The sequence below is a fragment of the Achromobacter sp. ISS7 genome, from assembly GCF_056523125.1.
This window is the reverse complement of the sequence record NZ_JAWRZD010000001.1, coordinates 5376985-5390267: the sequence shown is the minus strand read 5'-3', so window position 1 is coordinate 5390267 and position 13283 is coordinate 5376985. Positions and strand designations below refer to the sequence as shown.

Genomic DNA, 13283 nt, shown 5'->3' with positions numbered 1-13283 from the left:
ACAAGCCCCGCCGGCGCGCGCCGGCCTATACATCGAGGAATCCGCATGCCTTACATCAACATCCAGATCACCCGCGAAGGCGCCACGCGCGAACAGAAGGCCGAGCTGATCAAGGGCGCCACCGACCTGGTGGTGCGCGTGCTCGGCAAGGACCCGCAGGCCACGTTCGTGGTCATCGAGGAAGTCGACACCGATAGCTGGGGCGTGGCCGGCGAAACCGTCACGGCGCTGCGCCAGCGGCAGCGCGCCGCGCAGGCGACCTGACGGGTCCGGCCCGCCGCCAGGTGCCCCTGCGCGGCGGCCGGATCAGACGGCGCAGCCTTACCGCTGCGCCGTTTTTTTTGTAACGCCGTCATCTGGCCCTTTCATCGCATCCGCCTTGTTTTCCCTATGGGAATCCGGACCGCGGGATCACCGCATCGCCAAACTGATCCGCTTTTTTCGTCGCCGTCTGAATCTGTACTGCACAGCGCCCCCGGCCTATCTTGGCGCTACAGGCATCGGCCTGTCCGCGCGCGCCGCCCGGTGGCGGCAGGATCGCGCGGGCCTTGAAGTCAGGAATCACCCGCCATGGATAGCGACGCGCTACTGCTTGCCCGAATACAGTTCGGATTCACCATTTCCTTCCACATCATTTTTCCGGCCATCACCATCGGCCTGGCCAGCTACCTGGCCGTGCTCGAAGGCTGCTGGCTGCGCACCCGCAATACCGTCTACCGCGACCTCTACCACTTCTGGACCAAGATCTTCGCCGTCAACTTCGGCATGGGCGTGGTGTCCGGGCTGGTGATGGCGTACCAGTTCGGCACCAACTGGAGCTTCTTTTCCGATTTCGCCGGCAGCGTCACCGGGCCCCTGCTGGCCTATGAGGTGCTGACCGCGTTCTTCCTGGAGGCCGGCTTTCTCGGCGTGATGCTGTTCGGCTGGTCGCGCGTGGGCCCGGGCCTGCACTTCTTCTCGACCATCATGGTGGCGCTGGGCACGCTGGTGTCGGCCACCTGGATCCTGGCGTCCAACAGCTGGATGCAGACGCCCGCGGGCTACGAGATCCTGGACGGCCGCGTGGTGCCGACCGATTGGCTGGCGGTGATCTTCAATCCCTCGTTCCCCTATCGCCTGGCGCACATGGGCATCGCCGCGTTCCTGGCCACCGCGCTGATGGTGGGCGCGTCCGGCGCCTGGCACCTGCTGCGCGGCGACCGCAGCCCGGCGGTGAAAAAGATGTTCGCGATGGCGATGACCATGCTGGCGATTTCCGCGCCGCTGCAGGCGGTGGTGGGCGACTTCCACGGCCTGAACACGCTCAAGCACCAGCCCGCCAAGATCGCGGCGATCGAAGGCCATTGGGACAACGAGCCCGGCGCCGGCGTGCCGCTGACGCTGTTCGGCATCCCCGACATGGAACGCGAAGAGACCCGTTACGCGCTCAACGTGCCGCGCCTGGGCAGCCTGATCCTCACGCACAGCTGGGACGGCCAATTCCCCGGCCTGAAGTCGTATCCGCCCGAGGACCGGCCCAACGCCACCGTGGTGTTCTGGTCGTTCCGCGTCATGGCGGGCCTGGGCATGCTGATGATCCTGCTGGCCGGCTGGGCGCTGTGGGCGCGCTGGCGCGGCCGCCTGTACCAGTCGCGCGCGCTGCAACGCTTCGCGCTGTGGATGGGGCCGTCCGGCCTGGTGGCGATCCTGGCCGGCTGGTATGTCACCGAGATCGGCCGCCAGCCGTGGATCGTCTACGGCGTGATGCGCACGGCCGACGCCGCGACCCGCCATGGCCTGGGCGAACTGACGCTGACGCTGGCGTTGTTCGTGGTGGTGTACCTGTTCGTATTCGGCGCCGGCGTGTCGTACATGCTGCGCCTGATCCGCATGGGCCCGACCCCGGCGCCCGGCCACGCGCCGCTGTCCGGCGGTCCGGGCGAACCGCGCCAGCCATCGCGGCCGCTGTCGGCCGCCTCCACCTCGGCGGACGCCCCGTCCGCGCAACCTGGATTCAAAGGAGCCTGACGCCATGGGCATCGACCTTGCATTGATATGGGCCGGCATCATCCTGTTCGGCGTGATGATGTACGTGGTGATGGACGGCTTCGACCTGGGCATCGGCATCCTCTTTCCGCTGATCGCCGACGCCGAGGAACGCGACGCCATGGTCAACACCGTCGCGCCCGTCTGGGACGGCAACGAGACCTGGCTGGTGCTGGGCGGCGCGGGGCTGCTGGCCGCGTTTCCGCTGGCCTACTCGGTGATCCTGAGCGCGCTGTACCTGCCGCTGGTGTTCATGCTGCTGGGGCTGATCTTCCGCGGCGTGGCGTTCGAATTCCGCTTCAAGGCCGACCCGCGCCACCGCGCGCTGTGGGACCGCGCCTTCGTGCTGGGCTCGCTCTGCGCCACCTTCTTCCAGGGCGTGACGCTGGGCGCCTACATCGAGGGCATCCCGGTGGTCGACCGCGCCTACCAGGGCGGGCCGTGGGACTGGATCAGTCCGTTCTCGCTGTTCACCGGCGCGGGCCTGGTGGCGGCCTACGCGCTGCTGGGCTGCACCTGGCTCATCATGAAGACCGAGGGCCGCCTGCACCGCCACATGTGCGCGCTGGCGCGGCCGTTGACGCTGGCGCTGCTGGCGGTGATCACCGTGCTCAGCCTGTGGACGCCGCTGGCGCAGCCGCAGATCGCGCAGCGCTGGTTCAGCCTGCCCAACATGTTCTGGTTCCTGCCGGTGCCGCTGCTGGTGGCGGCGGCCGGCATCGACCTGATGCGGCGCGTGCGCGGCACGCCCGACGCGGGGCCGTTCGTGCTGGCGCTGTGCCTGGTGTTCCTGGGCTACAGCGGCCTGGGCATCAGCATCTGGCCCGCGGTGATTCCGCCCGACGTGTCGATCTGGACCGCCGCCGCGCCGCCGCAGAGCCTGGGCTTCGCGCTGGTCGGCGCGCTCGCCATCATTCCGATTATCCTGATGTACACCGCCTGGTCCTACTACGTGTTCCGCGGCAAGGTGCGCACCGGCGAGGCGTTTCACTGATGGCCGCGCCAACCTCCCTGCCCTCCTGGCGCAGCCGACTGCTGTGGCTGCTGTTGATCTGGGCCGGCGGCGTGGCGGCGCTGGGCCTGGCCGCCGGCGCGCTGCGGCTGGTGATGCGCGCCATCGGCATGTCGACCTGAACCGCCTTCTTCCCCGGATCCTGCCATGAAGCGCTATGAACGGTTGACCGAAGAAATCACCGCCTCGATCCTGTCGGGCCTGCTGCAGGCGGGCGACCGGCTGCCCTCGGTGCGCCAGACCAGCGCCAGCCGCGGCGTCAGCCCGTCGACGGTGTTCAAGGCCTACTACCTGCTGGAAGCGCGCGGCCTGATCCGCGCGCGCGATCGCTCCGGCTACTACGTGCTGCGCGCTTCGCAGGCCGCGCTGCCCGAGCCCGACGACCTGTCCAGCGCCGCCGCCGGCCGCCATCCGGTGGACGTCAGCGACAACGTGCTGCAGGTGCTCAACGCCACCTTGCGGCGCGACATGCTGCCGTTCGGCTCCGCGTTTCCCAGCCCGTCGCTGCTGCCCTACAGCCGGCTGGCGCGCTACATGGCCACCACGGTGCAGCAGCTGGACCCGTGGGGCTCGATCGACGACCTCAGCCCCGGCGACGCCGCGCTGCGCCGCGCCATCGCCTTGCGCTACCTGGCCGACGGCCTGACGGTGCCGGTGGACGACATCATCATCACCAACGGCGCGCTCGACGCGCTCAACCTGTGCCTGAGCGCGGTCACGCGGCCCGGCGACGCGGTGATCGTGGAATCGCCGACGTTCTATGCCGCCCTGCAATCGCTGGAACGCAACCAGCTGCACGCCATCGAGGTGGCGACGCATCCGCGCGAAGGCATCGACCTGCAGGCGCTCGAGCGGGCCATCGTGCAGCACCAGCCGCGCGCCTGCTGGTTGATGACGACCTTCCAGAATCCGCTCGGCAGCCTGATGCCCGAGTCCAAGAAGGAAGCGCTGGTCGCGCTGCTGGCGCGCCACGGCGTGGCGTTGATCGAGGACGACGTCTACGGCGAGCTGTACTTCGGCGCCACGCGGCCGCGGCCCGCCAAGGCCTTCGACCGCGAAGGCCTGGTGATGCATTGCTCGTCGTTCTCGAAAACGCTGGCGCCGGGCTACCGCGTGGGCTGGGTCGCGGCCGGGCGCTACACCCGCGCCATCATGCGCAACAAGCTCACCACCAGCCTGGCCACCGCCGCGCCGACGCAGGCCGCGATTGCCGCGTACCTGGCGCAGGGCGGCTACGACCGCCACCTGCGCCAGTTCCGCCAGACGCTGGCCTTGCAGCAAGGCGAGATGCTGCAAGCGGTGGCGCGCTACTTTCCCAAGGGCACGCGCGCCACGCGGCCGCTGGGCGGCTACTTCACCTGGGTCGAACTGCCCGCGCACATCGACACCCTGCGCCTGCATCGCGCGGCGCTCGACCACGGCATCAGCATCGCGCCGGGGCCGCTGTTTTCCTCGTCCGGCGCGTTCGGCAACTTCCTGCGGCTGAACTGCGGACACCCCTGGAACGCGGAGATGGAGCAAGGCATGGCGACGCTCGGCAAGCTCATGGCGACATGAAATCCGCCATATTGATACAGATGGAAACCCCGCCCCGACGCGCATCCCTTAGAGTGCGAAGCCTTCAACATCAGGACGGTGCCGCGTCGCGGCGCGTTGCTCATGACGGCTTCCTTTTCCCGTGTTCTACCGCGCCATGCGCTGGGTTGCTACCTCGGCGCGGCCGCGCTGCTGTACCTGTTCAGCGCGCAGCTGCTGGCCATCATTGACATCTGGCTGCTGCCGCGCAGCCTGCTGGTCGAGATGCTGCGCTATCGTGCCATGTGGCTGGTCTTCTTCCTGACATTGCCCGCCGTCGGCTATCTGCTGTGGCGCGGTTCGGACCTGGTCGCCTGGTGGCGCGCGCCCGCCGCGTTGACGCTGGATGACCGCGCGCTGCACCTGGGCGCACGCACGGTGGCGTTCAGCGACATCGCGTCGATGCGCCATCTGCACAATCGCGACCATCTACTGCTCACGCTGGCCAACGGCGAGCGCGTGCGCTTGCGGCTGGGAATCTGGGCAGGCGCCGACGAGCTGCTCGAGCAGCTAGATGCGCGCATCGGCGGCAATCTCGAAGCCGACGCCCAACGCCGCATCGACGCCGGCGCCACCGTCGCTTTCGGTTCCCTCGGCATGAACGCGGCCGGCCTGGTGCACAAGGGCCGGCAGATTCCGTGGACGACGATCGACACCATCCGCACGCAGTCCGACAGCGAAGGCATGGAAACCGACGAGACGCTGATCATCGTCGCGCAGGGCAAGACCCACAAGATCGACCGTTCCCGCATCGACAACGAGCCGGTGATGCTGGCCTGTCTGCAGCGCTACCTTCCCGGCGCCTGACCCCGACATCCGCCCTTCGTGGCGGCCTCCCCTCCCTACCCCGCAGCCTCGACATGGAAATCTACAGCTCCGCCTCGCACCAAGCCCAAACGCTGGCCGACCGTCCGGTGTACTACTCGCGCAACCGCCTCATCGTCGGCGCCGTCATCTGGACGGTGGGCGCGGTGGTGTTCGGCGCCCTGGCCGCGCGCACCCGCGGCAATCTCGGCGGCATGGCGTTCTTCGCCGCCATCGCGGCCATCGGCGTCTGGCTGGTGATCCGCTGCCTGATGCGCGCATTCGGCCCGGCCAAGCCGGTGATCACCTTCACCCGCGCGGGCCTGCAGGTGACGGACGGCACCGTCATTCCGTGGGACGCGATCAACGAGAACACCTACGTCAACCAGACCTACGTCGGCATCCCCACCGCCAGGCAGATCCAGTTGAAGACCTCGCTGCCGAACCGCAAGCGCGTGCTGATCCAGGCCATGGCGCTGGAGATCAGCGCCGACGAATACCTGGCCTTGTGCGACGCCTACCAGGCGCGCTGACCAACCGGCATCTTCCCCTCGGCGGGACCGGGCCGGCACCGACGCCGGCCCGTCATGCGCCACGCCTCAGTTGGCGGTGGCGCCGGAATCCTTCACTGCCTGCGCCCAGGCCGCGATCTCCTGGCGGATGAACGCGCCGAAGCCGGCGGTATGCAGGTTCGACGCCTGGGCCCCTTCTTCCATCAGGCGCTGCCTGACCGCCGGCGCCGCCAGCGCGCCGCCCAGGGCGTCGTTCAAGCGCGCCACCACCGCGTCCGGCGTTCCCGCTGGCGCCACCACGCCGTGCCACGACAGGGCCTGGAAGCCCGCCAGGCCCGATTCCGCCATGGTCGGAATCCCGGGCAAGGCCGGCGAGCGCTGCGGCGAGGTCACCGCCAACGCGCGCAACGTGCCCGCCTTGACGTGCGGCAGCACGCCCGGAATCGTCGTGAACATGAAGTCGATCTGGCCGCCGATCAGGTCGGTGATGGCCGGGCTGCCGCCCTTGTACGGCACGTGCGTGAACTGCAGGTCCGCGGCGCGCTTGAACATCTCGCCCGCCAGGTGGCCGGGCGTGCCGGCGCCGGCCGATCCCATGTTGCTGCGATCGCCCCGCGCCTTGACGTAGGCGATCAGCTCGGACACGGTCTCGGCCTTCACGTTGGGGCCGACCACCAGCACGTTGGGCACGGTGGCCAGCAGCGTGACCGGCGTGAAATCCTTGACCGCGTCGTAAGAAATGCGCGAGTACAGCGACGGGTTGATGCCATGCGTGCTGGCGGTCGCCAGCAGCAGCGTGTAGCCGTCGGGCGCGGCCGAGGCCACCTGCTTGGCGGCGATGGTGCCGTTGGCGCCGCCCTTGTTGTCGATCACGATGGTCTGCCCCAGCGCCTTGGCCGCCTCGGCCGCCACGGTGCGGGCCAGGATGTCCGAGGTGCCGCCGGCCGAATGCGGCACGACCAGCGTGATGGGCTTGGCGGGAAAGGTCTGCGCGTGCGCGGCCGGCAGGGCCGGCAGCAGACAGGCGGCGAATGCCGCCTGGGCAAGGCGATGAGGGAACATGCGAATCTCCTGAGGGTATTGGAATCGCGGCGCCATCGAGGACGCCGTCATGCGCGGGCCGGGCCACCGGCAAGCGGCGGCCGCCGCGCGGCTCAATCGGCGCCCAACTGCAATTTGTCGGGCTGCCGTTTTTCGATCGCCCACTTCAACAGCGCGGCCGAGCGATAGATGCCATGGGCGAACTTGCCGTAAGGCAGGGTCAGGAACAGCGCCATCACCACGCCCAGGTGCACCGCCAGCAGCAGGGCCATGGCGCCGGTGTCGCGGCCGGCCAGCAGCGCCAGGCCGGTGGCGCTGGTCAGCAACAACAGCGCGATGAAGCCGCGGTCCATCGGCTTCTGCGCCGCGTCGCCCTGCAGCGGATGGCGTTTCAGGTTCAGCCACAGCAGCCCCGCCGGTCCGATCAGCAGGCCGATGCCGCCCGCCGTGCCAAGCAGCACCGGCGCGCTCCAGAACGGATACGGCGCCTGCTGGCCCAGCAGGTAGTGATAGAGCGTGGCCACGCAGGTGGCGGCAAAGCACAGCATGAAGCCGTAGAACGTGAAGTGATGGAAACGCCGCCGCCACAACGTGAAGGCATCGTCGGCGTTGTTGCAGCCCTTGCCGTGGCCGCCGTCCAGGTAGCGCAGGCGCAGCGCGTCGTGCGCGGCCTCGGCCACCGCCGCGCCGCTGGCCGCGCCGGGGCTGACGTCGCGCCAGAAGCGCGCCGCGCCGATGCCCAATGCCAGCATGGCGAAGCCGAACACGGCGCCGAACATCAGCGCCAGCGTGTTGTGCGGGAACACCGCATAGAAATTGCCCGCCAGCGGCGCGTGGAACAGGCCGCCCGTCAACATCACCGTCAACGCCAGGAACAGCGCCAGCCCCGTCGCCGTGGCCAGCGAGAGCGCCAACCCGTTGCGCCGGTACAGCTTGCCCAGCGCCGCCGGGAACGCGTACTCGGTATAGGTCTGCAATCGCACCTTGGCCATGGCCTGCGGCACGTTCACCGCGAACTCGTGCGGCGGCGCGTACTGGCAGGCGTGCAGACAGGCGCCGCAGTTGTGGCACAGGTTGGCCAGGTAGTTCAGGTCGGCCTTGCCGAATTCCAGGCGCCGGGTCATGGCCGGAAAGACCGCGCAGAAACCTTCGCAGTAGCGACAGGCGTTGCAGATCTGCATGACGCGCGCCACTTCGGTCTCGTCCGGGCTGAGCGCGGCGCCGCCGCGGCCATGCCAGCGCACCGGCTGTTCGGCCGCCTGGCGCGGCGCGTCGGCGAACGATTGGGCCTCGCGGGCCAGGGTTTCAAGCTGCCGCATGCTGTGCTCCTGCGTGATGCGAAAGGCGCGCGGCGGCCGCGGCCCGGGTGCCGGCGATGCGGCCGAACGCGGTGCCGATGGACATGCCCACCCCCGCGGTATAGCCCTTGCCCAGCACGTTGCCGGCCATCATCTCGCCCGCCACGAACAGGTTGTCGCTGGGCATGCCGCTGAAGCGGACCGCGGCGGTCTCGTCCACCTTCAGGCCCAGATAGGTGAAGGTGATGCCCGGCCGCAACGCGTAGCCATAGAACGGCGCGGTGTCGATGGGCCGCGCCCAGTGGGTCTTGGCGGGCGCCAGGCCGTCGGTGCGGCAGTCGTCCAGCACCGTGTGGTCGAAGGTGCCGGTTCTACAGGCCTGGTTGTATTCGCGGAGGGTGCGCTCGAACGCCACCGGATCCAGCCCCAGCAGCCGCCCCAGCTCCGGCAGCGAATCGGCAGCGACGCCGGGAAACACCGGCGGCATGAAGCGGCCGACGGCCTTGGCGTCGATGATGGAATAGGCGATCTGCCCCGGCTGCATGGCCGTCAGGCGGCCCCAGATGGCGTAGCGCTTGGGCCAGAAATCCTCGCCCTCGTCGTAGAAGCGTTGCGCGTCGCGGTTGACCACCACGCCCAGCGACACGCAGTCGATGCGGGTACAGATGCCGCCGTCGTACAGCGGCGCGCGCGCATCGATGGCCACGCAGTGCGACTGCGACGGATCGCCAATGCGGTCGGCGCCGGCATCCAGCATGAACTTGAGCAGCACGCCCTGGTTGAAGCGGGTGCCGCGGATGAGGAAGTTGTCGGCCGGCCATTCGCCGCGCTCGTTGCGGCCCCAGGCTTCGCGCAGCCATTCGCGGTTGGATTCGAAGCCGCCGGCCGCCAGCACGCAGGCGCGCGCCTCGATGCGCTCGGCGCCGATGCGGGCGGCCTTGAAGCGGCCGTCCTCCAGTTCCAGCGCGTCCACCGGCGCGTCGTAGCGGATGCGCACGCCCAGGGCCTCGGCGCTGCGGTAATAGGCGTTCACCAGCGCCTTGCCGCCGCCCATGAAGAAGGCATTGGTGCGGGCCACGTGCAGCGCGCCCGACAGCGGCGGCTGGAAATTGACGCCGTGGCGCCGCATCCAGTCGCGACAGGTGGCGGACTCGCGGATCACCAGCCGCGCCAGCTTTTCATCGGTCTGGCCGCCGGTGACCTTGAGCAGGTCCTGCCAGTATTCCTCTTCCGGATAGGCGTCCACCAGCACGTCCTGCGGCGCGTCGTGCATGCAGCGCAGGTTGCGCGTGTGCTGCGAATTGCCGCCGCGCCATTCGCGCGGCGCGGCCTCCAGCAGCAACACGCTGGCGCCCGCCTCGCGCGCCATCAGGGCCGCGCAAAGCGCCGCGTTGCCCCCGCCCACCACCAATACGTCGACCATGTGTTCGTTCCCGGATCAAGGAACGGACTGTAGGCCGGCGCCGCGCGCCGCGATATCAGCGCGGCGTCAACGGGTCTTCATGATTCGTGAAGGGTGCGGCGTCCGATCAGACCGCGTGCAACGTCGTCACCGCCCACTTGCCGTCGCGCGCCAGGCCGCGCGACACGTCGGCCAGCACCAGGCGCGCGGCCAGCGCGGCGGGCGACAGTTCGTCGTCCGACAGGCTGGCCAGCAGGTTGGGCCGGAACAGGTCGGCGTCGTCGATCCGCGCCATGGCGAGCTGCCCCGGCGCGATGCGCGCGGTGGCGGAACTGGGCTGGATGGTGGCGGCGTAGCCCAGCTGCACCACGTCCATCAGCAGCGCCAGGCCATCGACCTCCGCCACCACGCGCGGCGTCAGCCCGCGCTGCTGGAACGCCTGGCTGACCAGGGCGCGCAGCCCGTGGCGGCCGCTGGGCAGCACCAGCGGCAGGCCGGCGATCGCTTCCAGGCGGGTGGTCGGGCCGGCGGGCAGGCCGGGCATGCCGCGCCCGGCGCACAGGTACAACGGCTCGTCCAGCAGCGGCATCACGCTCCAGCGGCGCGCCGCTTCGGCGTGGAACACCACGGCCAGGTCGAGCTGGCGGCCGTTGAGCATGTCGGCCAGGTGGCCCGACAGCGCCTCGACCAGATGCAGGCGGATGTCGGGATAGCGCTGGTTCATGGCCTGCACGAACGGCGCCCCCAGGATGGACGCGGTGGTGGACGACAGGCCGACGCTGACATGGCCGGCCAGGCGCGCCTGCTGCGCGGCGTGGACGGCGTCGTCGGCATGGCGCAGCGCGAGCTGGGCCTGGCGGAAGAACGCCAGGCCGGCGTCGGTCGGCACCACGCCGCTGGCGCTGCGTTGCAGCAGCCGCGTGGCCAGTTCGCCTTCCAGCCGGCTGATCTGCTGGCTGAGCGCCGACGTCACCATGCCGAGCGACATGGCCGCGCGGCCGATGCTGCCGGCTTCGACGACGCGAACGAAATAACGAAGCTGGCGCAGTTCCATGGCGGGCCCGGACGAAGGATGACCCGCCGATTGTAGGGCGCGGGGCGAGCCGGCGGCCCGCCACGCCACGCGTCAGTAGCGCGCGTCCTTGGGCTTCTTGCCGTCGGGCCAGTCCTTGTCCTTGGGCGGGAAGTCCGGCCGCGGCATGTGGGTGAAGTACTCGGCCACGTCCACCGCATCCTGGTCGGACAGCACCGCGCCCTCGCCCCAGTTGCCATGGGTATTCACCCCCATCGGCATGCTGTTGCGGATGAAGGCCGCCGCCTTGTAGGTGCGCGCCAGGCCCGCGCCGATGTTGAACGATTCGTCGCCCCACAGCGGCGGGAACACGATGTTGCCGGCGCCGTCGCGCTTGCCCTCGCCGTTGGCGCCGTGGCAGGCCGCGCACTGCGCCGCGTACAGGGTCTTGCCGCGCGCCGAATCGGGAACCAGCTTGGTGTCGATGGGCCAGGCGTTCTTGATCTGCACCTGGGCGCCATGCGGCACGTCCTGCGCCAGCCACTTCATGTAGGCCAGCATCGCCAGCATTTCCGGCGATTCCTTGTCCAGCGGCTTGCCGTTCATCGAGCGTTGGAAACAGCCATTGATGCGGTCCGCCAGCGACACCACCCGGCCCGAGCGCGGATTGAACTGCGGGAACGAATTGACCGAGTTGATGTACGGCGCGCCCAGCGGCTTCTTGCCCTGCTGCACGTGGCAGCTGCTGCAATTGAGGCTGGCGCCGGTGTTGTTCGGCAACAGGCGGCGGGTCTCGTTGAGCAGGCGCTGGCCGTGGCGGATCTGTTCGGCGTTGGGTTCCTTGTCGATCAGGGTGTCGGACGGAATGGTGTAGTCGGCCAACCGCTTGCCGTCCTTGTCGAGCACGGCGAAGGTCTTGGTCTCGGCCGGCGCCGGCGGAGCCGCCAGCGCGGCCATGCCGCCCGCGGCCGCCAGCGCCACCGTGGCGGCGATCTTGTACAGGTTATTCATGCTTGCCTCCCGACACGATGTTCGGCTTCTTGCTGGCCAGGAAGTCGCGGATGTGCGCGACCTCGTCGCTGGCGATCGGCGGCGCCTGGTTGGTCCAGGCCGTGCGGATGAAGTTGATGACGTCGGTGATGTCCTGGTCGCTCAGGTGGTTGAAGCGCGGCATCGCGAAGGCCATGGCGTCATGGTCGTTGGCGGGCATCCTGCCGCCTTCCAGGGTGATCTGGATGATCGACTGCGGGTTCTGCGCGAAGATCGCCGAGTTGCCCGCGAGCGCCGGGAAGATGCGCGGCATGCCCTGGCCGTCGGCCCGGTGGCAGATGACGCAATGCTCCATGTAGATCACCGCGCCGCGCGAGTCGTAGCGGCCGGCCAGCAGCGACGCGGTGGTGGCGTCCGCCTTGGCCGGGAACACCGGCACCTTGCCCTTCACGGGCGGCAGCTGCTTCAGGTATGCGGCGATGCTGGCCAGGTCGTCATCGGTGAAATAGCGCGTGCTGTGCTCGACCACGTCGGCCATGGCGCCGAACACCGCCACCCGGTCGGTGCGGCCGGTCTTCAGGAACAGGGCGATGTCGGCCGCGCTCCAGGAAGCCAGGCCGCGGGCCTCGCCGCGCAGGCTCTTGGCGCGCCAGCCGTCGATCACGGCGCCCGACAGGAACGCGTCGCCATCGGCCATCGACAGCGCCTTTTCCTGGTAGGCCAGGCCGCGCGGCGTATGGCAGGCGCCGCAATGTCCGGGGCCTTCCACCAGGTAGGCGCCGCGCGTCACCTGCTCGTCGGCGCCGGCGGGCGCGGCGAAGTCGCGCTTGCCAGCGAACAGCAGCTGCCACCAGGCCATGGGCCAGCGCATGTTCAGGGGCCAGGGAATGGTCGAATCGGCGCTGGGCTTGTCGACCGGCGCGACGTCGCCCATGAAGTAGGCGTAGAGCGCCTGGATGTCGCGGTCGGGCATGATGGCGTACGACGGATACGGCATGGCCGGATAGAGCGCCGCGCCGTCCTTGCGGATGCCGTACTGCACCGCGTTCTTGAAGTCGGCGTAGCTGTAGGCGCCGATGCCCGCGGTCTTGTCGGGCGTGATGTTGGACGAGTAGATGGTGCCGACCGGCGTCTGCATCGCCAGGCCGCCCGCGAAGGGCTTGTCGCCCGGCACGCTGTGACAGGCGACACAGTCGGCGGTGCGCGCGATATAGGCGCCGGCTTCGGCCAGCCGGCGGTCCTGCGGATCCACGGTGGTGGTGCTGTCCGTCTTGCGGATGGCGGTCAACAGGTGGGCGCCGCCAATCCCGCCGCCTATCCCCAGCAGCGCCACCAGCGCCACCGCCTTGATCCCGAAATGCTTCATTCTGACCCTCCGTTGCGTGCCGGGCAGCGCGCACGTCGGGTGTTCGTACTGCGTCGTCCAGCTTATGGAGGCAGCTTACGCCTTTCAGTAATAAACATATTACCGAAAAGCATGAAAGTATCGGGGTTGTTTGACGCGGCGCAAGCAGGCCGAATCTTGGAGACTCGTTAACACGAGAACAGTCCGATGTTGGACCGCTTCTCCGGGGATCGACGGGGCCTCAGGCCCCGGCCGTCCCCGGTGCAC

General features: G+C 69.2%; 13 protein-coding genes. 7 read left to right on the top strand and 6 right to left on the bottom strand.

Going from position 1 to position 13283, the window contains the following annotated elements; translation table 11 throughout:
- The first annotated feature begins 45 nt into the window (after window positions 1–45).
- The 7 genes from AC1HFW_RS24515 to AC1HFW_RS24485 all read left to right on the top strand — a co-directional run bounded on the left by AC1HFW_RS24515 (window position 46) and on the right by AC1HFW_RS24485 (window position 5949).
- Window positions 46–264: a tautomerase family protein gene (locus tag AC1HFW_RS24515; RefSeq protein ID WP_006391465.1), complete on the top strand. Its 219-nt coding sequence runs from the start codon at window positions 46–48 to the stop codon at window positions 262–264.
- 306 nt (window positions 265–570) lie between these two features.
- A complete protein-coding gene (locus AC1HFW_RS24510; protein WP_479285440.1) occupies window positions 571–2007 on the top strand; it encodes a cytochrome ubiquinol oxidase subunit I in 1437 nt (478 codons plus the stop codon).
- A gap of 4 nt (window positions 2008–2011) precedes the next feature.
- Window positions 2012–3019: a cytochrome d ubiquinol oxidase subunit II gene (gene cydB, locus AC1HFW_RS24505; protein WP_479285439.1), complete on the top strand. Its 1008-nt coding sequence runs from the start codon at window positions 2012–2014 to the stop codon at window positions 3017–3019.
- Window positions 3019–3159, top strand: coding sequence for a DUF2474 family protein (locus tag AC1HFW_RS24500; protein WP_006391468.1), 141 nt, complete (start codon window positions 3019–3021; stop codon window positions 3157–3159). Before cydB ends, AC1HFW_RS24500 begins: the two co-directional genes overlap by 1 nt.
- Window positions 3160–3184: 25 nt before the next feature.
- A complete protein-coding gene (locus AC1HFW_RS24495; RefSeq protein ID WP_479285438.1) occupies window positions 3185–4594 on the top strand; it encodes an aminotransferase-like domain-containing protein in 1410 nt (469 codons plus the stop codon).
- 102 nt (window positions 4595–4696) lie between these two features.
- Window positions 4697–5419, top strand: coding sequence for a hypothetical protein (locus AC1HFW_RS24490; protein WP_061073246.1), 723 nt, complete (start codon window positions 4697–4699; stop codon window positions 5417–5419).
- A 53-nt stretch (window positions 5420–5472) separates the two neighbouring features.
- Window positions 5473–5949, top strand: a complete 477-nt coding sequence (locus AC1HFW_RS24485; protein ID WP_006391471.1) for a hypothetical protein — start codon at window positions 5473–5475, stop codon at window positions 5947–5949.
- Window positions 5950–6015: 66 nt separating this feature from the next.
- Here the strand turns inward: AC1HFW_RS24485 and AC1HFW_RS24480 are convergent, their stop codons facing one another.
- From AC1HFW_RS24480 to AC1HFW_RS24455, 6 genes are all read right to left on the bottom strand, one after another.
- Window positions 6016–6990 carry a Bug family tripartite tricarboxylate transporter substrate binding protein gene (locus tag AC1HFW_RS24480; RefSeq protein WP_479285437.1) on the bottom strand — a complete coding sequence of 325 codons (975 nt, stop codon included), beginning with the start codon at window positions 6988–6990 and terminating at the stop codon, window positions 6016–6018.
- Window positions 6991–7082: 92 nt separating this feature from the next.
- Window positions 7083–8288, bottom strand: coding sequence for a tricarballylate utilization 4Fe-4S protein TcuB (tcuB, locus tag AC1HFW_RS24475; RefSeq protein ID WP_479285436.1), 1206 nt, complete (start codon window positions 8286–8288; stop codon window positions 7083–7085).
- Window positions 8275–9690: an FAD-dependent tricarballylate dehydrogenase TcuA gene (tcuA, locus tag AC1HFW_RS24470; RefSeq protein WP_479285435.1), complete on the bottom strand. Its 1416-nt coding sequence runs from the start codon at window positions 9688–9690 to the stop codon at window positions 8275–8277. The genes tcuB and tcuA overlap by 14 nt, the downstream gene beginning before the upstream one ends.
- Window positions 9691–9796: 106 nt before the next feature.
- Entirely contained in the window at window positions 9797–10723 is a 927-nt protein-coding gene (locus AC1HFW_RS24465; protein WP_479285434.1) for a LysR family transcriptional regulator, read from the bottom strand.
- A gap of 72 nt (window positions 10724–10795) precedes the next feature.
- Window positions 10796–11692 carry a c-type cytochrome gene (locus AC1HFW_RS24460; protein ID WP_241075677.1) on the bottom strand — a complete coding sequence of 299 codons (897 nt, stop codon included), beginning with the start codon at window positions 11690–11692 and terminating at the stop codon, window positions 10796–10798.
- Window positions 11685–13037 (bottom strand): c-type cytochrome, encoded by a 1353-nt coding sequence (locus AC1HFW_RS24455; protein ID WP_479285433.1) that lies wholly within the window; start codon window positions 13035–13037, stop codon window positions 11685–11687. Before AC1HFW_RS24455 ends, AC1HFW_RS24460 begins: the two co-directional genes overlap by 8 nt.
- Between the last annotated feature and the right edge of the window lie 246 nt (window positions 13038–13283).